The 22,518-nt window shown below is 67.9% G+C and carries 13 protein-coding genes, 1 tRNA gene and 1 pseudogene; 7 read left to right on the top strand and 8 right to left on the bottom strand.

Annotated features, from left to right (window positions below):
* Positions 1-12: 12 nt before the first annotated feature.
* Positions 13-933 carry a PDDEXK-like family protein gene (locus ACQGNW_RS16740; protein ID WP_426664458.1) on the top strand — a complete coding sequence of 307 codons (921 nt, stop codon included), beginning with the start codon at positions 13-15 and terminating at the stop codon, positions 931-933.
* A gap of 445 nt (positions 934-1,378) precedes the next feature.
* Here ACQGNW_RS16740 and ACQGNW_RS16735 read toward each other — a convergent pair.
* From ACQGNW_RS16735 to ACQGNW_RS16725, 3 genes and pseudogenes are all read right to left on the bottom strand, one after another.
* Positions 1,379-1,902, bottom strand: a pseudogene (locus ACQGNW_RS16735) (transposase); the annotation flags it as partial.
* Between the two features lie 78 nt (positions 1,903-1,980).
* Positions 1,981-2,664 (bottom strand): hypothetical protein, encoded by a 684-nt coding sequence (locus tag ACQGNW_RS16730; RefSeq protein ID WP_426664456.1) that lies wholly within the window; start codon positions 2,662-2,664, stop codon positions 1,981-1,983.
* A 410-nt stretch (positions 2,665-3,074) separates the two neighbouring features.
* Positions 3,075-3,149 (bottom strand) — tRNA-Val (locus ACQGNW_RS16725).
* 119 nt (positions 3,150-3,268) lie between these two features.
* Between ACQGNW_RS16725 and ACQGNW_RS16720 the strand changes: the two genes are divergently transcribed.
* Positions 3,269-3,601, top strand: a complete 333-nt coding sequence (locus tag ACQGNW_RS16720; RefSeq protein ID WP_426664454.1) for a lipid-A-disaccharide synthase N-terminal domain-containing protein — start codon at positions 3,269-3,271, stop codon at positions 3,599-3,601.
* A gap of 77 nt (positions 3,602-3,678) precedes the next feature.
* On the opposite strand, the gene metH is transcribed toward ACQGNW_RS16720, so the two are convergent.
* From metH to ACQGNW_RS16705, 3 genes are all read right to left on the bottom strand, one after another.
* Positions 3,679-6,378, bottom strand: coding sequence for a methionine synthase (gene metH, locus ACQGNW_RS16715; RefSeq protein WP_426664452.1), 2,700 nt, complete (start codon positions 6,376-6,378; stop codon positions 3,679-3,681).
* Between the two features lie 170 nt (positions 6,379-6,548).
* The gene (locus ACQGNW_RS16710) at positions 6,549-7,649 is read right to left on the bottom strand and encodes a homocysteine S-methyltransferase family protein (protein ID WP_426664450.1); all 1,101 of its coding nucleotides are present in this window, start codon (positions 7,647-7,649) and stop codon (positions 6,549-6,551) included.
* 10 nt (positions 7,650-7,659) lie between these two features.
* Entirely contained in the window at positions 7,660-8,586 is a 927-nt protein-coding gene (locus tag ACQGNW_RS16705) for an ArsR/SmtB family transcription factor (protein ID WP_426664448.1), read from the bottom strand.
* 187 nt (positions 8,587-8,773) lie between these two features.
* Between ACQGNW_RS16705 and ACQGNW_RS16700 the strand changes: the two genes are divergently transcribed.
* Entirely contained in the window at positions 8,774-9,934 is a 1,161-nt protein-coding gene (locus ACQGNW_RS16700; RefSeq protein WP_426664446.1) for an acyl-CoA dehydrogenase family protein, read from the top strand.
* 179 nt (positions 9,935-10,113) lie between these two features.
* Here ACQGNW_RS16700 and ACQGNW_RS16695 read toward each other — a convergent pair whose 3' ends face one another.
* Both ACQGNW_RS16695 and ACQGNW_RS16690 read right to left on the bottom strand, forming a co-directional pair.
* Entirely contained in the window at positions 10,114-13,293 is a 3,180-nt protein-coding gene (locus tag ACQGNW_RS16695) for a multidrug efflux RND transporter permease subunit (RefSeq protein WP_426664444.1), read from the bottom strand.
* A 12-nt stretch (positions 13,294-13,305) separates the two neighbouring features.
* Positions 13,306-14,484, bottom strand: a complete 1,179-nt coding sequence (locus tag ACQGNW_RS16690; RefSeq protein WP_426664442.1) for an efflux RND transporter periplasmic adaptor subunit — start codon at positions 14,482-14,484, stop codon at positions 13,306-13,308.
* Positions 14,485-15,016: 532 nt separating this feature from the next.
* On the opposite strand from ACQGNW_RS16690, the gene ACQGNW_RS16685 reads away from it, so the two are divergent.
* From ACQGNW_RS16685 to ACQGNW_RS16670, 4 genes are all read left to right on the top strand, one after another.
* The gene (locus ACQGNW_RS16685) at positions 15,017-19,957 is read left to right on the top strand and encodes an NAD-glutamate dehydrogenase (protein ID WP_426664440.1); all 4,941 of its coding nucleotides are present in this window, start codon (positions 15,017-15,019) and stop codon (positions 19,955-19,957) included.
* A 170-nt stretch (positions 19,958-20,127) separates the two neighbouring features.
* Complete coding sequence (locus ACQGNW_RS16680) at positions 20,128-20,889, top strand: NAD kinase (RefSeq protein WP_426664438.1); 762 nt, start codon at positions 20,128-20,130, stop codon at positions 20,887-20,889.
* 108 nt (positions 20,890-20,997) lie between these two features.
* Entirely contained in the window at positions 20,998-21,924 is a 927-nt protein-coding gene (locus ACQGNW_RS16675; RefSeq protein ID WP_426664436.1) for a 5'-nucleotidase, read from the top strand.
* A 19-nt stretch (positions 21,925-21,943) separates the two neighbouring features.
* The gene (locus ACQGNW_RS16670; RefSeq protein ID WP_426664434.1) at positions 21,944-22,486 is read left to right on the top strand and encodes a hypothetical protein; all 543 of its coding nucleotides are present in this window, start codon (positions 21,944-21,946) and stop codon (positions 22,484-22,486) included.
* The last annotated feature ends 32 nt before the right edge of the window (positions 22,487-22,518 follow it).

Raw genomic sequence — 22,518 nt, 5'->3', positions numbered from 1 at the left:
GTGTCCTAACCCATGCACCTCGATGATTTGCCCGTGGTGCTCGCGGTTCAGGAGCGGGACATCGACCTCCTGATCTTGGAAGAACTGCACGCCACGCCCGCGTTTGCGGCGTGGTGGGCAGCCCTGCTCGGCTTATCGGGGGCCACGTTCGACGGAGCCTGGCACAGCGTGAGCAACGCGGACGGCGAAACCGACGTGTTGCTCCGCGTGCACGTTGGCCAAGAGCGCATCGGCGTCCTGATCGAAAACAAGATCGCTGCGTGTGAGCAGCACGAGCAGGACGTCCGCTATCACCGGCGCGGGGCGCAAGGCTTGAAGGACGCATGGTTCGATCGTTACCTGACGTGCATCGTTGCGCCTCAGACCTACCTGGCCGGCTTGGCCGACGACTCGCGCTACGATGCACGCGTTCCCTACGAGTCGATTGCCGCGTGGTTCGCCGAGCAGCCTGGTGCCCGCGCAACTTGGCGTTGCCGTGTGATGCACGAAGCGGTCACCCAGGGGCGCCGCAGCTACGTGAAGGTGGTCAGCGAAGCGGTCACCGCGTTCCATCGTGATTACCACGCCTACCTTTGCCGCACGCAGCCAACGCTGCGAATGGTGCCGCCCACCGAAAAGGGCGCACGGGGCCACTGGGTCATCGTGCAGGCGCAAGGCTGGCCACCGGGCCTCTGGCTCAACCATCACATGAGCAGCAAGGGCGGCGATCACGTTGACCTAGGGCTCAAGGGCTTCACCCAATCTGACATCTCGTCGCGCGTGGGCGAGCTACCCTCTGACATCATCCCGCTCACCTCGGGGAAACAGGCCGGGCTGTCGATCCGAGTGCCCACCATCGACTTCAAAGGATCCGTCGCTGCTCAGATCGACGCGCTTGATGAAGTCTTCGCCGCGATGCTGCGCCTAGTGCCCTATGCTCGGTATTTCGTATGAGCTGTCAAGTAGACATCACGGGGCGAGGGGGCAAATCAGCGCCCGGTGAATTTCAACCAGAAAAATCAATGGCTCTGGACGGGCATCCTGCGCCGGCACGAACGGCCATTCACGCGCGCGCTTTGGAACGGCTTGAATTGGCCGAAGTCGGTCGGCCAATTCCTGCTGTTGACGAGCGTTGCTGTCTACCGACAATAAAGTTCTATCGTGGACAATAAAGTCCTATCCCAGACAATAAAGTTGCGAACTGGGGGGCGTTGTCGTTCGCAACCGGCTTGAGGGCAGGACCGCGCAGCCGGTGGCCGGGGCTCTGTAGATCTGTTGTGTGCCTGAAACCATAAAGCGGCCGCGACCGTAAAGCATAACTTGGCCGCCAACCTCCACGCCCGGGAGATGGCAGCACGGATTCAGTGAGGCCTCGTACTATTTGTGCGGTTACACAAAACTCTGCACACGCTCGCTCCACGCGCTTGTAGTTCACCGGCTCGCCGCCTTCCTGCCGAAGCTTCAGGTGGATCATCCCCACGCCGTAGCGCTTGTGCCGCTGCGCCAGCTCCACGATCCGCCGCCGCAGCGCCACGTTGCGGTCTGGCGGCGCCTGATAGCGGTACGCGCTGGCGCTCATGCCCACCACGCGCAACGCGCAACGCTCGCTCAGCCCCTTGTCGATCATCTGGCGCACCAACGCGCGTCGGACCGGTGCGCCTACGGTTTTTTTCGCAGGACGTCCCGGATCACCTCGTTCTCAAGCATCTGCTCAGCCAGCAGCTTCTTCAGCCGCGTGTTCTCCGTTTCCAGCTCCTTCAGGCGTTTGGCGTCCGGCACGCTCATGCCGCCGAACTTGCTGCGCCACAGGTAGTAGGAGGCCTCGCTGAAGCCGTGCTTGCGGCACAGCTCCTTGATCGGCAGGCCGGCATCCGCCTCACGCAGGAAGCCGATGATCTGTTCTTCGGAAAAGCGCTTCTTCACGTCCAATCTCCTTCGGTTGGGGGATTGGACTCCAAACGGCCGTGCTACTCAAAACCGGGGGGACGTCGCCGCGAAGCTCTACCCGTAAGGGTTCCGAAGCTGCGGGCGCTCAAAGAGTCCTTCCGCCTGCGTTGGTTCCGGTGCCAAAGGAAATGGGTTCCCCATTGACGGCCATGCCGGCGTCTTGCGTTGACGTGGCGGGCACTTCGGCGCCACAGCGGGCTCCGTTTCGAGCCGGCGCTGGTGCTGGTGGCGCCTCTGGAGCAGCCGCTTGCCTGTGTTCGTGAGATCTGCGATTCGCTTTCGTATCGGTAGCAACAGCGCCTCCGTTTCGCTCACCAGTTCGATCTCGGCCGGATGCGCATGCGTGCGTAGGTCGGTGATACGCCAGCCACACTTCCGATTCATTGGCAGGGTGTTGGAGAAGATGGCCATGTGCCCGCGAGCCGTGTATTTGGCCACACCTTGGCCCAACGTCTGCTGCGCGCGGGCAACACGGTTTCCTTTCGCCTTGATGGTTCGCCACTCTGCGACCGGAACGGCAAGGACGCGCCGCTCGCGACGCATGACCTTCAGGATCAGGTTGGTTTGCTGGCCGCGATTGGTCTGTCGGCGGATTTCGTTGAGGATCTGGCCTCGCTCGGCCTTGAAGCGTTCCTGGATCGCGAGGATCTGTGCGTGGCATTCATCTAGGCGGTGTTGGATCCGCATCACGTCATCGTCGATGCGCCGAAGCAATGCTTTCCGTTCCTTGGCGTTCATGAGCTCAGGATGCCATGGCGCCGGTAACGATTCGGTCCGCGTACGGCTCGTTCAACGGCCCTTCGGCGGCCCATCGCACGCGCATCGCTGGGGTAGGGTGACCATCCCGCGACCCGGACCGGATGTTCTGAGGTCTTTTCAAACCCTGGCATTGGCACCGCAACCTGCAGAGGCGCCTACCCGCCGTGAGGCTTGGTTTGGCCCCAGCGCGAATCGTCGACAGTATCGGGGCCTTCGCTCATCCCGAGCGCTGCAAGTCCTCGCTCTGGGCATTATCGATCCGATGAGGCGCAGCAGTAACCGTGATTCTTCGTGCGGTGGACTTCGCGACTTTCAGAGACAATTTCCGTACAGGCGTCCGTACAACGACTTAGGCCACCCGATGGGGTGGCCTAAGTCGTTGAAACTGTTGGTGGGCGGTACAAGGATCGAACTTGTGACACCTGCCGTGTGAAGGCAGTGCTCTACCGCTGAGCTAACCGCCCGCCGGGAGCGCGCAAATATACGGGGTGGCGACCCCGAGGTCAACCGGCGGGACGCGACCGGGAGGAGCGCGCGGCGGGGCTTGCTAGAATGCCTGCCCTTTCGACGACCGGCGCGCGCCATGCCCCACGATCTCGCCCATGTCCTGCATGCGCTGGAGCAGTTCCACCTCACGCCGTGGAAACTGGTCGGCTATGCCGGCACTTTGATGTTCACCAGCCGCTGGTTCGTGCAGCTGTACTACACGCGCAAGTACAGGCGGGTGGTGATGCCGCTGGCGTTCTGGTGGCTGTCGGTGCTGGGCAGCACCCTGCTGCTGGCGTACTTCGTGGTCGGCAAGAACGACTCGGTGGGCATCCTGTCGAATTTCTTCCCGGTGTTCGTGTCGGTCTACAACCTGATCGTGCACCTGCGCCACCGCAGGAACAGCATGGGCGACGACGCGATGGCGTGAGCCCGCAGCGGGGCCGGGTACGGTGCCGCGGCGGACCCGATGGGCCGTGAAGGGCGCGCGGTCCTTTCCGGCTGCGGCTAATCCGGGTCGTAATCCAGGTTGGCGGCCAGCCAGCGCTCGGCCTGCGCGCGCGTCCAGCCCTTGCGCCTGGCGTAGTCCTGCACCTGTTCGCGGCTGAGCCGGCCGACCACGAAGTACTGGCTCCCCGGGTGCGAGAAGTACCAGCCGGACACGGCCGCCGCCGGGTACATCGAGAAGCCTTCGGTGAGTTCGATGCCGGCGTTCCTGGTGGCGTCGAGCAGGTGGAACAGCGTGGTCTTCTCGGTGTGATCCGGGCAGGCGGGGTAGCCGGGGGCGGGACGGATGCCCTGGTACTGCTCGGCGATCAGCGCCTCGTTGTCCAGTTGCTCGTCCGGCGCGTAGCCCCAGAACTCGCGCCGCACGCGCTGGTGCATGCGTTCGGCGAAGGCCTCGGCGAGGCGGTCGGCCAGCGCCTTGAGGATGATCGAGGAGTAGTCGTCGAGCTCGGCGTGGAAACGCGCAAGGTGTTCCTCGATGCCGAGGCCCGCGGTCACCGCGAAGCCGCCGATCCAGTCGGGCCTGCCGGATGCCTTCGGCGCGATGAAGTCGGCGAGGCAGAAGTCGGGGCGCTCGACCGGCTTGTCGGCCTGCTGGCGCAGGTGGTGCAGGGTGGCCAGCGGCTGCGTGCGTGCGGCGTCGGCGTAGATCTCCACGTCGTCGCCGAGGTTCGCGGCGGGCCAGAAGCCGATCACGGCGCGCGCCTTCAACCACTTCCCGGCGACGATGCGGTCCAGCATCTTCTGCGCGTCGGCGAACAGCTCGCTGGCCTGCGCCCCCACCACCGCGTCGGCGAGGATGGCGGGATAGCGGCCGGCCAGTTCCCAGGCCTGGAAGAACGGCGTCCAGTCGATGTATTCGCGCAGTTCGGCGAGGCTGTAGTCGTCGAACACGGTGAGGCCGGGCTGGCGCGGCTGCGGCGGTTCGTAGCCCGCCCAGTCGCAGCTGAAGCGCTGCGCGCGGGCCTTCTCCAGCGGCACCAGCTGCTTGCCGGGGCCGCGGTGCTTGTGGCGCTCGCGGATCTCGGCGTATTCGCCGCGCACCTTGGCTAAGAAGCCGTCCACCAGTTCCCTGCTGACCAGCGACTGCGCCACGCCGACCGCGCGCGAGGCGTCCTTCACCCACACGCAGGCGGTCTCGTAGTGCGGCTCGATCTTGATCGCGGTGTGCGCGCGCGAGGTGGTGGCGCCGCCGATCAGCAGCGGGATGCTGAAGTTCTGCCGCTTCATCTCCCTGGCGACATGGGCCATTTCCTCCAGCGATGGCGTGATCAGGCCGGAGACGCCGATCATGTCCGCGTTTTCCGCGATCGCGGTGTCGAGGATCTTCTGCGCGGGCACCATCACGCCGAGGTCGACCACCTCGAAGTTGTTGCAGGCGAGCACCACGCCGACGATGTTCTTGCCGATGTCGTGCACGTCGCCCTTGACCGTGGCCATCACGATCTTGCCGTTGCTCTTGCCGGTGTCGCCGCTCTTCTTCTTCTCCTCTTCCATGAAGGGCAAGAGGTAGGCCACCGCCTTCTTCATCACGCGGGCGGATTTCACCACCTGCGGCAGGAACATCTTGCCGGCACCGAACAGGTCGCCGACCACGTTCATGCCGTCCATCAGCGGGCCTTCGATCACGTCCAGCGTGCGCGTCACGGTCTGACGCACTTCCTCGGTGTCCTCCACGACGTACTGGTCGATGCCGTGCACCAGCGCGTGCTCCAGCCGCTTGCGCACCGGCAGTTCGCGCCAGGCCAGCGTGTTGCCGGCGTCCTGTTCGCGCGCGCCCTTCCTGTGCTTCTCGGCGATCTCCATCAGCCGCTCGGTGGCGTCGGCACGGCGGTTCAGCACCACGTCCTCCACGCGCTCGCGCAGCTCGGGCTCGAGGTCGTCATAGATGGCCAGCTGGCCGGCGTTGACGATGCCCATGTCCATGCCCGCCCGGATGGCGTGGTAGAGGAACACGCTGTGGATCGCCTCGCGCACGGTGTCGTTGCCGCGGAAGGAGAACGACACGTTGGAGACGCCGCCGGAGATGTGCGAGTGCGGGAAGCGCCGCTTCAGCTCCTTCGCCGCCTCGATGAAGTTCACCGCGTTGTCGGCGTGCTCCTCGATGCCGGTGGCGATCGGGAAGATGTTGGAGTCGAAGATGATGTCTTCGGGCGGGAAACCGACCTTCCCGGTGAGCAGCCGGTAGGAGCGCTCGCAGATCTCGAGCCGCCGTGCCACGGTATCGGCCTGGCCGTTCTCGTCGAAGGCCATCACCACGGTGGCGGCGCCGTAGCGCAGGATCTTCCTGGCCTGCTCCAGGAACACTTCCTCGCCTTCCTTCAGCGAGATGGAATTCACCACGCCCTTGCCCTGCAGGCACTTGAGGCCGGCCTCGATCACGCTCCACTTCGAAGAGTCCACCATCACCGGGATCTTGGCGATGTCCGGCTCGGCGGCGATCAGGTTCAGGAACCTCACCATCGCCGCCTCGGCGTCGAGCAGGCCCTCGTCCATGTTCACGTCGAGGATCTGGGCGCCGTTCTCGACCTGCTGGCGGGCGACTTCCACCGCCTCGTCGTAGCGGCCCTCCTTGATCAGCTTCTTGAACTTCGCCGAGCCGGTGACGTTGGTGCGTTCGCCCACGTTGACGAACAGCAGCTCGGGGGTGATGACCAGCGGTTCGAGACCGGAGAGACGGGTGTGGCGGATGGTGGTCATGCTTCGGCTCTTACTTCCTCTCCCCTGCGGGGAGGGGATTGAGGTGAGGGGCGGGGCTTGCGGAAGTTGCCATCGAAGCGTGCTTCGTGGCCGGGCAGTGGCGAGGATGGCCTCTCACCCCGACCCTCGCCCCGGAGGGCAGAGGGAGCAGGGCGCGTGGCGATGCGGTGTCACGCCGCTTCCTGCAATATGCCGGGCAATTGGCGCGGCGGCAGGCCGTGCACCGCCGCGGCGATCGCCTTGATGTGCGCAGGCGTGGTGCCGCAGCAGCCGCCGACGAGGTTGAGCAGGCCGTCGCGGGCAAAGCCGGCGATCACGCCTGCCATGTGCTCGGGCGTCTCGTCGTATTCGCCGAAGGCGTTCGGCAGGCCGGCGTTGGGATGGGTGCTGACGCGGGTTTCGGCGATGTCGGCCAGCACCTGGATGTGCGGGCGCAGGTCGTCCGCGCCCAGTGCGCAGTTGAAGCCCACCGACAGCGGCCGTGCATGGCGCACGGAGTAGTAGAACGCCTCGGCGGTCTGCCCGGACAGGGTGCGGCCGGAGCGGTCGGTGATCGTGCCGGAGATCATCACCGGCAGCCGCGCGCCACGCGCCTCGAACAGCTGGTCCAGCGCGAACAGCGCGGCTTTTGCATTCAGCGTGTCGAAGATGGTCTCCACCATCAGGATGTCGGCGCCGCCGTCGATCAGGCCGCCGGCGGATTCGGTGTAGTTCCGTGCCAGCTCCTCGAACGTGACGTTGCGGAAGCCGGGATCGTTGACGTCGGGCGACAGCGAGGCGGTGCGGCTGGTGGGGCCGAGCACGCCGATGGCGAAGCGCGGTTTGTGCGGCGTCAGCACCGTGTACTTGTCGCAGGCGGCACGGGCCAGCTTCGCGCCTTCGCGGTTCAGTTCGTACGCGAGGTGTTCCAGCTTGTAGTCGGCCTGGCTGATGCGGGTGGAGTTGAAGGTGTTCGTCTCCACCAGGTCGGCGCCGGCCTCGAGGTAGGCCTCGTGCACGCCGCGGATGATCGCCGGCTGGGTCAGCGTGAGCAGGTCGTTGTTGCCCTTGAGGTCGCAGCCGCCGGGATGGTCATGGGCATGTCCGTCGTGATGGTGTTCGTACGCGCCGTCATGGCCGTGCTCGAAGCGTTCGCCGCGGAAGCCGGCCTCGTCGAGCCGGTGGCCTTGCAGCATGGTGCCCATGCCGCCGTCGAGGATCAGGATGCGTTCGGCGAGCGCGGCCTCGAGCAGGGCGACGCGGTCGGGGTGCAGCCAGGGCAGGGTACCCATCGGAGATTCCTCACTTCTTCTGCGCGAGCAGGCTGATGACTTCGAAATGTGGCGCCTTGCGCTCGCGGCTGAGCCGGTTGCAGCTCACCACCTGCAGGCCGGCGGCGCTGGCGTAATCCCGCAGCTCCGCTTCGGTGAAACCGAGGTTGCGGTGGTCGAACGGCTCCACCGCGGCGCGATGGGCGTGCTTGCCCAGCGTCACCGCGAGCAGGCGCCCGCCGGGGCGCAGCAGGTGGGCGGCCGCGGCCACCGCCTGCGCGGGGCGTTCGGCGTAGGTGAGCGCGTGCAGCATCAGCACCAGGTCGAAGCGGCGCTCGCCCAGGTCCGGCGCGTGCATGTCGCCCTGGCGCACCTCGACGTTGGGGAACGCCTGCAGGCGCTTCGCCGCGGCTTCCACCACGCGCTCGCTGGAGTCCACGCAGACGATGGAATGCGCGTGCGGCGCCAGCAGCTCGGCGGTGATGCCGTCGCCGGAGGCGATGTCCAGCACGTCGCCGGTGCCCAGCAGCTGCAGCAGCGCGCGCGCCAGGGTTTCCCAGGTGCGCCCGGGCGAGTAGTGGCGTTCCATGTCGCCGGCCACGGTGTCGGCCCAGCCCTCGGCGCGGGCGCGGTTGGCGAGCACGGCGGGCAGGCGCGCGGCATCCTCGCGCAGCAGGGCGTCGTCGATGTTCTCGCGCAACGAGGCGATCAGCGCGTGCTGGTGTTCGTCGCCCTCGCCGTTGGCGCGGTAGTACGCGGAGACGCCGGCGCGGCGGTCGCGTACCAGGCCGGCCTCCTTCAGTTTGGCCAGATGGGTGGAGACGCGCGGTTGCGCGAGGTGCAGCACCGCGGCCAGTTCGGCCACGGTGAGCTCCTCGCCTTCGAGCAGGGCGAGGAGGCGTACGCGGGTGGGGTCGGCCAGCAGGCGCAGCACGCCGGAGGCAGTCGCCAGATCCATCGTTATCCTTTTATCGCGATAAAGCGATGCAAAGGCTAGGGCCGGGTGGCGGAATCGTCAAGGGCGGGGCGATGGCGGAGATGCCGGCGCCGGCGATCCGCCGTCTGCTGCATCCGCACAAGGCGCGGTGGCCGACGCGGCTAAAATGGGCGGCTTTTCATCCCCAGTCTTGCTACCGGAGTCCCCCATGGATTTCAGCTTTACCGAAGACCAGTTGTCGATCCAGGCCATTGCCCGCGACTTCGCCCAGAAGCGCATCGCGCCGGTGGCGGCGGAGCTGGACGCCAGGGGCGAGTTCCCGCTGGACAACATCCGCGAGATGGGCCAGCTCGGCCTGATGGGCATCGAGGTGCCGCACGAGTACGGCGGCGCCGGCATGGACCCGATCGCCTACGTGCTGGCGATGATCGAGATCGCCGCCGCCGACGCGGCCACCTCCACCGTGATGTCGGTGAACAACTCGCTGTTCTGCAACGGCATCCTCAAGCACGGCACCGAGGCGCAGAAGCAGAAGTACGTGCGCGCCATCGCCCAGGGCGAGGCGATCGGTGCCTACGCGCTGACCGAGCCGCAGTCCGGCTCCGACGCCTCGGCGATGCATACCCGCGCCACGAAGAACGAGAACGGCGACTGGGTGATCAACGGCAAGAAGAGCTGGATCACCTCCGGCCCGGTATGCCGCTACATCGTGCTGTTCGCGATCACCACGCCCGGCATCGGCGCCAAGGGCGTGTCCGCCTTCATCATCGACACGCAGAAGCCCGGCTTCCACGCCGGCAAGACGGAGCCCAAGCTGGGCATCCGCGCCTCGGCCACCTGCGAGATCGAGTTCACCGACTACGTGTGCTCGAAGGACGACCTGCTGGGCCAGGAGGGCAAGGGCTTCTCCATCGCGATGGGCGTGCTGGACGCCGGCCGCATCGGAATCGCCTCGCAGGCGGTGGGCATCGCCCGCGCCGCCTACGAGGCCACGCTGCAGTGGTCGCGCGACCGCAAGGCGTTCGGCCAGCCGCTGGGCAGCTTCCAGATGACCCAGGCCAAGATCGCCGACATGAAGTGCAAGCTCGATGCCGCCACCTTGCTCACGCTGCGCGCGGCCTGGGCCAAGGGCGAAGCCGAGAAGAACGGCGGCCGTTTCGGCACCGAAGCCTCCGTCGCCAAGCTGGTGGCCTCCGAGGCGGCCATGTGGATCGCCCACCAGGCGGTGCAGATCCACGGCGGCATGGGCTACTCGAAGGAGATGCCGCTGGAACGCTACTTCCGCGACGCCAAGATCACCGAGATCTACGAGGGCACCAGCGAGATCCAGCGCATCGTGATCGCGCGCAACGAGACCGGGCTGCGCTGAGCGGCAGACAACATCGCAAGGGCCCACTTCCGGAAGGCATCGCCCACGAGTGGGCTCCTGCGTTGTCGTCGCGTAGCAAGCAAAAGCCCGGGCATCGCCCGGGCTTTGTTTTGGGGCCTGAGGCGAGCCCCGGCCCCTCACCCCAACCCTCTCCCCAAAGGGGAGAGGGAGCGTGGACGTCAGTGTCCGCGCTGCGGATCGGAGTCGAACGACTGCATGCCTGTCCCTGACGCCGGGTGCGGCCTGCCGTCGCCGTCCAGCTTGTCGCCCAGCAGGCGCCGCACCACGATGTAGAACACCGGGATCAGCAGCACGCCGAGGAAGGTGGCGAACAGCATGCCGCCGATCACGCCGGTGCCGATCGCATGGCGCGCGTTGGCGCCGGCACCGGTGGACACGAACAGCGGGAACACGCCGAGGATGAAGGCCAGCGAGGTCATCAGGATCGGGCGCAGTCGCAGCCGGGCCGCGTCCACGGTGGCCTCGCGCAGCGTGCGCCCGGCCTGCTGCTCGGCCACCGCGAATTCCACGATCAGGATCGCGTTCTTCGCGGCCAGGCCGATCACCGTGACCAGGCCGACCTTGAAGTAGATGTCGTCGGGCAGGCCGCGCAGCATGGTGAACACCACCACGCCGAGCAGGCCCAGCGGCACCACCAGCAGCACCGAGACGGGGATCGACCAGCTCTCGTACAGTGCGGCCAGTGCCAGGAACACGATCAGGATCGACAGCACCATCAGCAGCGTGGCGGCGTTGCCGGAGAGGATTTCCTGGTACGACTGGCCGGTCCAGTCGTAGCCGTAGCCCTTGGGCAGGTCGTTGCCCACGATCTTCTGCATCTCGTTCATCGCCTCGCCCGAGGCATGCCCCGGTGCGGGCGAGCCCACGATTTCCACCGCGGAATAGCCGTTGTAGCGGGTCAGCGCGGGCGAACCCATCTCCCACTTCGCGTGCACCACGTTGGAGATCGGCACCATCGCCGGCGTGCCGTCGGCGTTCTTCTGCGTGGCGCTGGGCGTGAAGAAGTGCTGCAGCGCGGTCGGCCCCATGCGGTAGGGCGCGTCGGCCTGCATGATCACGCGCTTCACGCGGCCGCCGTAGGTGAAGTCGTTCACGTACACCGGCGCCAGCATCAGGCTGATCGCGTTGTAGACGTCGCTGACCGACAGGCCCATCGACTGCGCCTGCACGCGGTCCACGTCCAGGTGCAGCTGCGGCGAATCTTCCAGCGCGTTCGGGCGCACACCGGTGAGCAGCGGGTCCTGCGCGGCCTTGCCGAGCAGAATGTTGCGCGCCTGGGTCAGTGCCTCGCGGCCGAGGCCGGCGCGATCCTGCAGGTACATGTCGAAGCCGCCGAACTGGCCGAGGCCCTGCACCGTGGGGATGTTCATCACAAAGATGCGCGCATCGCGGATCGAGAACAGCTGCATGTTCGCGCGCTGGATGAACTGCATCGCGGTGACGTCGCGCTTGGACCAGTCCTTCAGCTTGATGAAGGCCATGCCGGCGCTTTCGCTGGAGCCGATGAAGCTGAAGCCGGTCACCTGCAGCACGCCTTCCACCGCCGGGTCCTTCTCGAGGATCGCGCGCATCTGCGCCATCACCTCGCCGGTGCGCTGCTTGGTGGCGCCGGGCGGCAGCTGCACGATGGACAGCGCGTAGCCCTGGTCCTCCTCGGGGAGGAAGCTGCCGGGCAGGCGGGTGTACAGGAAGCCGGCGAGGATCGCCACCAGCACGAACACGGCCATCCAGCGCGGCGCATGCTTCACCGCGTGGCCCACGTGGCCGGTGTAGGTGCGCGTGGTCCACTCGAAGAAGCGGTTGAAGGCGCGGAAGACGATGTTCTTCTTCTTGTGGTGCTCCGGCTGCAGGAAGCTGGCGCACAGTGCCGGCGTGAACGACAGCGCGAGGAAGGCCGAGAACAGCATCGACACCGCGATGGTCAGCGCGAACTGCTTGTAGATGATGCCCGACGCGCCCGGCTGCAGCGCCGACGGCACGAACACCGCCGCCAGCACCACGGTGATCGCCACCACCGCGCCGGTGATCTGGCCCATCGCCTTGCGCGTGGCCTCCTTCGGCGAGAGGTTCTCCTCGGTCATGATGCGTTCGACGTTCTCGATCACCACGATCGCGTCGTCCACCACGATGCCGATCGCCAGCACCATGCCGAACAGGGTCAGCTGGTTGATGGTGAAGCCGAGCACCAGCATGCCGAGGAAGGTGCCCAGCAGCGCCACCGGGATCACCAGTGTGGGGATGATGGTGGCGCGGATGTTCTGCAGGAACAGCAGCATCACCAGGAACACCAGGATGATCGCCTCGACCAGCGTGTGCACCACCTCGTCGATGGAGATGTGCACGAAGGTGGTGCTGTCGTAGGGGCTGAACCAGGTCACGCCCGGCGGGAAGCTGGGCGCGAGCTCGTCCATCTTCGCGCGCACCGCGGTGGACACGTCGAGCGCGTTGGCGCCGGGCAGCAGCATGATCGCGAACGCGCCGATCGGCTTGCCGTCCCAGGTGGTGTCGAAGCCGTAGTTCTGCGGGCCGAAGCTGATCTTCGCCACGTCGCCCAGCTTGACCGTGGTGCCGTCGGGGTTCGCGCGCAGGATGATGTCGGCGAACTGCTGGGGCGAGGTGAAGCGGCCCTCGGTGGACACCGTGGCGGTCAGGCCCTGCCCGGGCATCGCCGGATCGGCGCCGACCGAGCCGGCGGCGAACTGCACGTTCTGCTGCTGGATCGCGGCGAAGACCTGCGAGGCCGACAGGTTGTAGCCCTGCAGCTTGTCCGGATTCAGCCAGATGCGCATGGCGTACTCGGAGCCGAACTGCTGGGTGTTGCCCACGCCCGGCACGCGCGAGATCTGGTCCAGCACCTGCGAACCGACGATGTCGTTGAGGCGGTTGCGGTCGATGTTCGGGTTGTCCGACTTCAGTGCGATCACCATCAGGAAGCCGGCGTTGGCCTTGGCCACCACCACGCCCTGCTGCGTCACCTCGGACGGCAGGCGCGGCGTGGCCAGTGCCACCTTGTTCTGCACCTGCACCTGGGCGATGTCCGGATCGGTGCCGGTCTCGAACGTCAGCGTGATGTTGGCGCGCCCGCTGGCACTGGACGAGGAGCTGAAGTACAACAGGTGGTCGATGCCGGTGAGCTGCTGCTCGATCACCTGGGTGACGGTCTTCTCGGTGGTGTCCGCGCTGGCGCCGGGGTAGGTGGCGCTGACGGTGACCTGCGGCGGGGCAATGTTCGGATACGACTCCACGCCCAGGTTGAGGATCGCCAGGGCGCCGCCCAGCGAGATCAGGATGGCCACCACCCAGGCGAAGATCGGGCGGTCGATGAAGAAACTCGGCATGGTCGGGCTCCGTTACTTGCCGGCGGCCGGCTTGCCGGCTGCGGCGGGGTCACCGGCGGCCTGCGGCTGCCACGGCGAGGCCTTGGCCGGCGCGCCATCGCGCACGTTCTGCACGCCGGACACCACCACCTGGTCGCCGGCGGCGATGCCGCCGGTGACCACCCAGTCGCCGCCGCTCATGTTGCCGGTGGTGACATCGTGGCGCTTGGCCTTGCCGTCGGCGCCGACCACGAACACGTAGGCGCCCACGGTGTCGCGCAGCACGGCCTGCTGCGGAATCAGGAACACCTTGTGCTGCTCGCCCAGCTTTGCCTGCAGCGTCACGTACATGCCGGGCAGCAGGCTGTGCTTCGGGTTGGGGATCTTCGCACGCAGGTCCATCGCGCCGGTGGCCGGATCGACCGTGGCGGAGGTGAAGTCCAGCGTGCCCGCTTCGGCGTAGGCGCTGCCGTCGGGCAGGGTCACCTGCACGCTGGCCTGGTCCGGCTGGGCCAGGGTGACGTTGCCCTTGCTCTGCGCCTGGCGCAGCTGCTCCATGTCGGCCACGCTCATGGTGAAGTTCACGTACAGCGGGTCGATCTGGTCCACCGTGGTGAGCAGGGTGGCGCTGCCGTTGCCCACCAGCGCGCCCTCGGTGACCTGCTGCTGGCCGGCGCGGCCGGCGATCGGCGCGGTGACGCTGGCGTAGCCGAGGTTGATGTGGGCGGTCTGCACGTTGGCGCGCGCCGCCTGCACCGCGGCGGCGGCAGTGCGTTCGCTGGCCAGTGCGTTGTCGAGGTCGGACTTCGAGACGTAGCCCTTCGGCGCCAGCTCGCGTGCCCGCGCGGCGTTGACCCTGGCGTTGGTGTACGTGGCCTGCGCCTGCGCCAGTGCGGCCTCGGCCGCGGCCAGCGCGGCCTTCAGCGGCGCCGGGTCGATCTGGAACAGCAGCTGGCCCTTCTTCACGTCGGTGCCTTCGACGTAGTCGCGCTTCAGCAGCACGCCCGCCACGCGGGCGCGCACGTCGGCGCTGCGGAAGGCCGACAGGCGGCCCACCAGATCCTTGGTCAGCGGTTCGTTCTGCGGCTGCGCGGTGATCACGCCCACCTGCGGCGGTGGCATCTGCGGCGGACCTTGCTCCTTCTTTCCGCAGGCGGTCAGGGCCAGCAGGCCGAGGCACAGCGCGGGTGCGCGCAGGGACGGGGATTTCATGGGGACTCCGGAGCGGGCTGATCGTGATTGGAGGTGTCGCGAAGGCGGCGCATCCAGCCTGCGCAGGGCACAGAGCATGACGGCATCGCCACCAGCATGTCCTGTGTCAAAGGTTGGCGATTTCCGTGCTCCATGCGGACGGGCGCGGCGGTCGAGGTGCTACTATACCGTACAGTTCAAAATTTATTGAAGGGCTTGCAGAACGGTTCTTTGCATGCACCAGTCGCGGCGGCGGCCGGCTTCCGGCGTGCCGCAGCGCGGGCATGGTGGTGGCGTTCGTGACGGCGGCTTTCCGGTGCTCACGAGCTGGCGACGGCTCCGTGCGACGCGCCGGTTTCCGCGGCCGGCGACGGCCTGTCTGCCATGTGTCGCGCATGGCATCGACGCCGCCGCGCACGCTACGCGAAGGTACGGATGCCGCACCTCGCGATGACGCTCTGCACAACGGCATCGCGGTGGATTCACCCTGACGCGGAGCGTATCCTTTTGGGGCTTTGTCGCGTCACTTTCGTCTCCACTACCAGCAGATGCCATGAATGCCATTCGTGCAGCCCATGAAGTTCCGCTTCAATCCGCCGTGTTCGAGGCACTGAAGCAAGCCGGATACCCCACCCAGCGCCTTGATGAGGCGCAATTTTTTATCGGCGCCTTCTTCGCGCGGATCACGGAGGGCGACCGCGGCCTGCACACGCCGGCGCAATGGGCTGCGCTGGCCGGCAGCCTGCTGGATTTCATGCAGCAGCGCGCGCCGGCGCGCGCCGCGGTGCGCGTGCTGAATCCCGAGGCCGGCCATGCCGGTCGCAGCTGGCTGCAGGTCGTCACCGACGACATGCCGTTCCTGATCGACACGGTGAGCATGGCGATCTCGGCCCGCCTGCAGATCCACGCGGTGATCCACCCGGTGCTGACGGTGCGGCGCGATGCGGGCGGCAAGCTGCTGGGCATCGGCGGCGACACGGGTGTGAACGAATCGGTGATGCATTTCGAGATCGACCGCGTGGCCGACGCGGCCGAGCAGGCGCAGCTGGTCGCGCAGGTCGAGGCCGCGCTGGAAGACGTGCGCGTGGCGGTGGGCGACTGGGCGGCGATGCGCGACAAGGCGCTGGCGATCGCCGACGAGCTGCCGCAGCGCAAGCCGGCGCTGGACGAGGCCTCGGCGCGCGAGGCCGGCGACTTCCTGCGCTGGATCGCCGCCGACAACTTCACCTTCTTCGGCTACCGCGAATACGAAGTGGCCGATGCCGACGGCGACCGCGTGCTGCGCGCGGTCGACAGCTCGGGCCTGGGCATCCTGCGCAAGAGCGAGCAGTCGATGGCGCCGCGCTCGCTGAAGACGCTGGCGGCCAGCGAGCTGCCGCAGTCCGGCGCGATCGACGCGATCATCCTGACCAAGACCAATGCGCGCTCGCGCATGCACCGCCCCGGCTACATGGATTACATCGGCGTGCTGAAGTTCGGCGCCGACGGCCGTGCGGTGTCCGAGCAGCGCTTCCTCGGCCTGTTCACCTCCAGCGCCTACATGGCGCGCCCGCAGGACGTGCCGCTGGTGCGGCACAAGGTGGAGGCGGTGCTGGCGCGCTCCGGCCTGAAGCGCGACTCGTACTCCGGAAAGTCGCTGCGCCACATCCTGGAAACGCTGCCGCGCGAGGAGCTGCTGCAGAGCAGCGCGGACGAGCTGTTCGCCATCGCCACCGGCATCCTGGAGCTGCGCCAGCGCGCGCACACGCGCCTGTTCATGCGCCGCGACCGCTACGGCCGCTTCTTCACCTGTCAGGTGTTCGTGCCGCGCGACCGCTTCAACACGTCGGTGCGCGAGCGCATCGAGGCGCTGCTGGGCGAGGCCCTGCACGCCGAGCAGATCGACTCCTCCGTGCTGCTGGGCGAGGCCGCGCTGGCGCGCCTGTACATCGTGCTGCGGCCGAGGATCGGTGACCAGCCGGGCTACGACCTGGCTGCGCTGGAGCAGGGCGTCGCGGCGATCGTGCGCAACTGGCACGACGAGGTGCGCGACGCGCTGGTGCAGCTGTGCGGCGAGCACGAGGGCGTGGTGCTGGCGAACCGCTACGCACGCGCGCTGCCGCCCGGCTACATCGACGACGTGAGCCCGGCGGTGGCCGCCGAGGACGTGCGCCAGCTGTCGCTGCTGGAAGGCGACAACGCGCTGCGCATGTCGTTCTATCACCCGCCGAAGGCACCGGAGACGCTGCGCTTCAAGGTCTACCGCTCCGGCGGTGACATCGCGCTGTCCGAGGTGCTGCCGCAGCTGGAGAACCTGGGCCTGCGCGTGCTCACAGAGCACGTCTACGAGATCCCCGGCGACAGCGTGCCGCTGTCGATCCAGGACTTCGAGGTGCAGCCGGTGGGCAAGCTCACCTTCAGCGTGGAGCAGGTGGGCTCGCTGTTCGAGCACGCGTTCGAGCAGATCTGGCGCGGCAACGCCGAGAACGACGGCTTCAACCGCCTGGTGCTGGGCGCCGGGCTGAGCTGGCGCCAGATCGCGATGCTGCGCGGCTACTGCAAGTACCTGCTGCAGGCCGGCACGACGTTCTCGCAGCCGTACATGGAGGACACGCTGAACCGCTACCCGGCGATCGCCGGCCTGCTGGTGGAGCTGTTCCTGGCCAAGTTCGACCCGCGCCGCGAGTCGCTGCCGGCCGACGAGCGCAAGAGCGCCGCGGAACTGCTCCACGGCGAGATGTCGGCGCTGATCCCGGCGCACGTGCAGGCGGCGAACCCGGCGCTGGTCGGCAACCTCGCCGCCGCGCTGGCGCAGCCGCGCGCCGAGCAGGCCAAGGTGATCGAGGGCGCGATCAACGTGCTGCTGGAGAACGTGGCGAGCCTCGACGAGGACCGCATCCTGCGCAACTTCGTGGCGGTGATCCACGCCACCCTGCGCACCAGCTTCTTCCAGCAGTGGAACGGCGCCTACCGCGACTACATCAGCTTCAAGCTCGACTCGCACGCCGTGCCCGAGCTGCCCAAGCCGGTGCCGTACCGCGAGATCTGGGTGTGCGCGCCGCGCGTGGAGGGCATCCACCTGCGCTTCGGCCCGGTGGCGCGCGGCGGCCTGCGCTGGTCCGACCGTCGCGAGGATTTCCGCACCGAGGTGCTGGGCCTGGTGAAGGCGCAGATGGTGAAGAACACCGTGATCGTGCCGGTGGGCTCGAAGGGCGGCTTCTTCGTCAAGAAGCCGCCCCAGCCGACGGGCGGCAGCGGCGACCGCGACGCGCAGCTGGCCGAGGGCATCGCCTGCTACAAGCTGTTCATCAACGGCCTGCTCGACATCACCGACAACCTGGTCGAGGGCAAGGTGGTGAACCCGCACGACGTGGTGCGCCACGACGCCGACGATCCCTACCTGGTGGTGGCGGCCGACAAGGGTACGGCCACGTTCTCCGACATCGCCAACGCGATCTCGATCGAGCACGGCTTCTGGCTGGGCGACGCGTTCGCCTCCGGCGGCTCGAACGGCTACGACCACAAGGGCATGGGCATCACCGCCAAGGGCGCGTGGGAGTCCGTCAAGCGCCACTTCCGCGCGCTCGGCCGCGATTGCCAGAACGAGGACTTCACCTGCGTGGGCATCGGCGACATGTCCGGCGACGTGTTCGGCAACGGCATGCTGCTGTCGAAGCACACCCGGCTGGTGGCCGCGTTCGACCATCGCCACGTGTTCCTCGACCCGAACCCGGATGCGGCGCGCTCCTTCGCCGAGCGCGAGCGCATGTTCAAGCTGCCGCGGTCGAGCTGGGAGGATTACGACAAGTCGCTGATCTCCGCCGGCGGCGGCGTGTGGCCGCGCACGGCGAAGTCGATCCCGGTTTCGCCGGAGGTGCGCGCGGCGCTGGGCCTCAAGCCCGACGTCACCCAGATGGCGCCGAACGAGCTGCTGAACGCCATCCTCAAGGCGCCGGTGGACCTGCTGTGGAACGGCGGCATCGGCACCTACGTCAAGGCCAGCGGCGAGACCCACGCCGACGCCCGCGACCGCGCCAACAACGGCCTGCGCGTGGACGGCAACGAGCTGCGCTGCCGGATCGTGGGCGAGGGCGGCAACCTGGGCATGACCCAGAAGGGCCGCATCGAGGCGGCGCAGAAGGGCGTGCTGCTGAACACCGACTTCATCGACAACTCCGCCGGCGTGGACACCTCCGACCATGAGGTGAACATCAAGATCCTGCTGAACGACGCCGTGCATCGCGGCGAGCTGAGCGAGTCGGACCGCAACACGCAGCTCGCCGCGATGACCGACGAGGTCGGCCAGCTGGTGCTGTGGGACAACTACCGCCAGAACCAGGCGATCACGCTGATGGAGCACCAGTCGGTGAAGCGTATCGGCTCGATGGCGCACTTCATCCGCACGCTGGAGGCCGAGGGCCAGCTCGACCGCCAGGTGGAAAACCTGCCGAGCGAGGCCGAGCTCGCCGAGCGCAAGACGCGCGGCCTGGGCCTGACCCGGCCGGAGCTGGCGGTGCTGCTGTCCTATGACAAGATCCGCCTGTTCCAGCAGCTGCTCGACTCCGACGTGCCGGAAGACCCGTACCTGTCCAAGGAACTGGTGCGCTACTTCCCCGCGCCGCTGCACGAGAAGTATGCCGCGCACATGCAGCGCCACCGCCTGAAGCGCGAGATCATCGCCACCGCGGTGACGAACTCCACGATCAACCGCATGGGCGCCACCTTCATGATGCGCATGCAGGAGGACACCGGCAAAGGCCCCGCGGCGATCGCCAAGGCCTACACCGCGGCGCGCGAGATCCTCGATGCGCGCGAGCTGTGGGCCGAGATCGAGGCGCTGGACAGCCAGGTGGCCGAGGGCACCCAGGTCGACGCGGTGATGCAGATCTGGTCGCTGCTGCGCCACATGACCCGCTGGCTGCTCAATCGCCCCGGCGGCACGCTGGAGATCGCCGCCAACGTCGAGCGCTACCAGGCCGGCGTGAGCGCGCTGCGCAAGGCCCTGCCCGAAGTGCTCACCGCCACCGGCAAGGGCGACTTCGCCAGCAGCCAGGAGAAATGGGAAGGCCTGGGCCTGCCGGCCGAACTGGCCGTGCGGCTGGCGCGCCTGTCCGAGCTGCGCGCCGCGCTCGACATGGTCGAGGTGGCGCAGCAGAGCGGCCAGCCGATCGAGAAGGTCGCCGGCGTGTTCTACGAGCTGGGCGAGGTGCTGGACCTGGAGTGGCTGCGCGGCCAGATCGAGGCGCTGCCGGTGGAAGGCCACTGGCATGCGCAGGCGCGCGGTTCGCTGCTGGACGAGCTCAACCACCAGCATCGCGCGCTGGCCCAGCAGGTACTGACGCTGCCCGCCGGCGGCAAGGGCATCTCGCCGGTGCAGGTGTGGCTGCAGCGCGACGACCCCACGCTGCAGCACACCCGCGGCATGCTGGCCGAGATCCTCACCCAGAACGCCGACTACCCGATCGCCTCGGTCGCGGTGCGCCGGCTGGCCCAGCTGGCGCAGGTGCCGGTGTAGTGCTGTCACTCCCTCTCCCCCTTGGGGAGGAGAGGGTTGGGTGAGGGGCGGCGCCGCGAAAACCTCCATGCGATACCCGAAGCCCCGGCCAGTCCGGGGCTTCGCTTTCCGGCGTGCCGCCGCGCCCATGCGGTAAGCTCCGGCGCATCCCATCGGAGCCAACCCCAGCCATGCGTCTCGCCTTCGTCGCCAGTGACACCAGCGTCGCCCAGCAGGCGCGGCGCAAGCTCGTGGAGCGCTACGGCGACGTGCCGGCGACGGAGGCGGAACTGATCGTGGCGCTGGGCGGCGATGGCTTCATGCTGCGCACCCTGCATGCGCACCGCGCGCTGAACGTGCCGGTGTACGGCATGAAGCTGGGCCGCGTCGGCTTCCTGATGAACAAGCACCGGCTCGACGAGCTGCCCGAGCGGGTGGCGCGCGCGCATGCGGCCGAGCTGTTTCCGCTGGAGATGCTGGCCACCGACGCGGCTGGCGACACCCATCGCGCGCTGGCCTTCAACGAGGTCTCGCTGCTGCGCCAGAGCAACCAGGCCGCGCACATCGAGGTGAAGCTCAACGAGGCGGTGAAGCTGCCCAACCTGATCTGCGACGGCGTGATGGTGGCCACGCCGGCCGGCTCCACCGCCTACAACCTCTCCGCGCACGGCCCGATCCTGCCGCTGGACGCGAACGTGCTGGCGCTCACGCCGATCAGCCCGTTCCGCCCGCGGCGCTGGCGCGGCGCCATCCTGCCGCACCGCACCCGGGTCAGCCTGCGGGTGCTCGACCCGGGCAAGCGCCCGGTCAGCGCCACCGCCGACTTCCACGAGGTGCGCGACGTGCGCACGGTCGAGGTGGCGCAGGCTGCCGAGCAGGGCGTGCGCCTGCTGTTCGATCCCGAGCACAACCTGGAGCAGCGCATTCTCGACGAGCAGTTCGCGGCGGATTGAACACGGGCGGAAGCGGGCGGCGGGGGCGAGGGGGGAGAGAAACGCCGGAACCGGCCTTCCCTCGGTCATTTCCCCGCGCTCTCCGCCGCGATGCAGTAGATTCACGCCATGAACCCGGCCGCCGTCCACGACCCTGCTTCCGCCACCGACAACCGCCTCGTGGTGGCGATCTCCTCGCGAGCGCTGTTCGACCTGGGCGACAGCCACGCGCTGTTCGAGCGCGAGGGCCTCGATGCCTACCGCAGCTTCCAGATCGAGCACGAGAACGAGATCCTGAAGCCCGGCGTGGCGTTCCCGCTGGTGCAGAAGCTGCTCGACCTCAACAAGCTGGCGGGCGACAAGCCGCCGGTGGAGGTGATCCTGCTGTCGCGCAACTCCGGCGACACCGGCCTGCGCATCTTCAACGCGATCCAGCACTACGGCCTGGAGATCAGCCGTGCCGCGTTCACCAGCGGCGCACCCACCTCCGACTACATCGCGCCGTTCAAGGCCGACCTGTTCCTTTCCGCCAACGCCGAGGACGTGGGCCGCGCGCTCAAGGCCGGCGTGGCGGCCGCCACCATCCTGCCCAGCGTCGCGCCGCCGCGCATGAGCGAGCAACTGCGCATCGCCTTCGACGGCGATGCGGTGATCTTCGGCGACGAGGGGGAGCGCGTCTCGCGCGAGGAGGGGCTGGAGGCCTTCCATCGCAACGAGCGCGAACATGCCGAGGAGCCGTTGTCGGTGGGGCCGTTCCGCGGCTTCCTCACCGCGCTGCACCGCCTGCAGGCGGCATTCCCCGCGGAGAACTCGCCGATCCGCACCGCGCTCGTCACCGCCCGTTCCGCGCCCGCGCACAAGCGCGTCATCCTCACCCTGCGCCGCTGGGGCGTGCGCATCGACGAGGCGCTGTTCCTCGGCGGCCGCGACAAGGGCCCCTTCCTCGACGCCTTCGGTGCCGACATCTTCTTCGACGACTCTCCGGCCAACGTGGAATCCGCGCGCAGGCATGTGGCGACGGGGCACGTGCCGCACGGGGTGAGCAACCGCCGCTGAGCGCGGAGCGAGGTGCGACATGCGTGTCCTGACGTTGCTCGTGCTGGCCTTGCTGCCCTGGCCCGCGGCGGCCGAACGCTATCGCTCGGTCACGCTCGCGCCCGATCGCGCCACGCTGGTGCTGCATACCGCGCATGGCGACGTGCACGCGCCGCGTACCGATCCGGACCAGCAGGGTTTCGACGAACCGCGCGTCGCGGCCGATGGCCGAACGGTCGGCTGGCTGGTGCTGGAAGCCAATTGCTGCACCTCCTATCCGCTGCCCACTTCGCTGGTGCTGTACCGCGACGGCAGGCTGCTGCGCCGTTTTGCCGAAGGCATGGCGATCTGGGCCTGGGGCTTCGCGCGCAACGGGCACGCGGTGGCGTATCGCCAGCGCGCGCCCCACGGCATCAGCACCATCGTCTACACCTTGCGGGACGTCGACGACGGCCGGCGGCTGGCGGAGTTCGACTGCTATCCGCGGGAGGACGCGCCTGCAGGCCAGCCGCCTTCCTACGCGTACGACGGCCAGGTGCCCGAGTGGGTCTGGCCCATCGCCGAAGAGTGCCCGACCCGCTAGGCGCGGAACCGCGCTAGCCATGCCCGGCTGCG

It is taken from the genome of Rhodanobacter aciditrophus (assembly GCF_050026795.1).
In the GTDB taxonomy this organism is placed as follows: Bacteria; Pseudomonadota; Gammaproteobacteria; order Xanthomonadales; family Rhodanobacteraceae; genus Rhodanobacter_A.
Note: the sequence above shows the minus strand (reverse complement) of the source record. Positions and strands in the feature narration are given on the sequence as shown.

What these genes read in the sequence shown, in the direction of transcription:
- ACQGNW_RS16740 (WP_426664458.1), top strand. Translation starts at nt 13, where the DNA reads ATGCACCTCGATGATTTGCCCGTGGTGCTCGCGGTTCAGGAGCGGGAC.
- ACQGNW_RS16710 (WP_426664450.1), bottom strand. Translation starts at nt 7,649, where the DNA reads ATGGGTACCCTGCCCTGGCTGCACCCCGACCGCGTCGCCCTGCTCGAG.
- ACQGNW_RS16680 (WP_426664438.1), top strand. Translation starts at nt 20,128, where the DNA reads ATGCGTCTCGCCTTCGTCGCCAGTGACACCAGCGTCGCCCAGCAGGCG.
- ACQGNW_RS16670 (WP_426664434.1), top strand. Translation starts at nt 21,944, where the DNA reads ATGCGTGTCCTGACGTTGCTCGTGCTGGCCTTGCTGCCCTGGCCCGCG.
- ACQGNW_RS16690 (WP_426664442.1), bottom strand. Translation starts at nt 14,484, where the DNA reads ATGAAATCCCCGTCCCTGCGCGCACCCGCGCTGTGCCTCGGCCTGCTG.
- ACQGNW_RS16730 (WP_426664456.1), bottom strand. Translation starts at nt 2,664, where the DNA reads ATGAACGCCAAGGAACGGAAAGCATTGCTTCGGCGCATCGACGATGAC.
- ACQGNW_RS16705 (WP_426664448.1), bottom strand. Translation starts at nt 8,586, where the DNA reads ATGGATCTGGCGACTGCCTCCGGCGTGCTGCGCCTGCTGGCCGACCCC.
- ACQGNW_RS16675 (WP_426664436.1), top strand. Translation starts at nt 20,998, where the DNA reads ATGAACCCGGCCGCCGTCCACGACCCTGCTTCCGCCACCGACAACCGC.
- ACQGNW_RS16685 (WP_426664440.1), top strand. Translation starts at nt 15,017, where the DNA reads ATGAATGCCATTCGTGCAGCCCATGAAGTTCCGCTTCAATCCGCCGTG.
- ACQGNW_RS16700 (WP_426664446.1), top strand. Translation starts at nt 8,774, where the DNA reads ATGGATTTCAGCTTTACCGAAGACCAGTTGTCGATCCAGGCCATTGCC.
- ACQGNW_RS16720 (WP_426664454.1), top strand. Translation starts at nt 3,269, where the DNA reads ATGCCCCACGATCTCGCCCATGTCCTGCATGCGCTGGAGCAGTTCCAC.
- metH (WP_426664452.1), bottom strand. Translation starts at nt 6,378, where the DNA reads ATGACCACCATCCGCCACACCCGTCTCTCCGGTCTCGAACCGCTGGTC.
- ACQGNW_RS16695 (WP_426664444.1), bottom strand. Translation starts at nt 13,293, where the DNA reads ATGCCGAGTTTCTTCATCGACCGCCCGATCTTCGCCTGGGTGGTGGCC.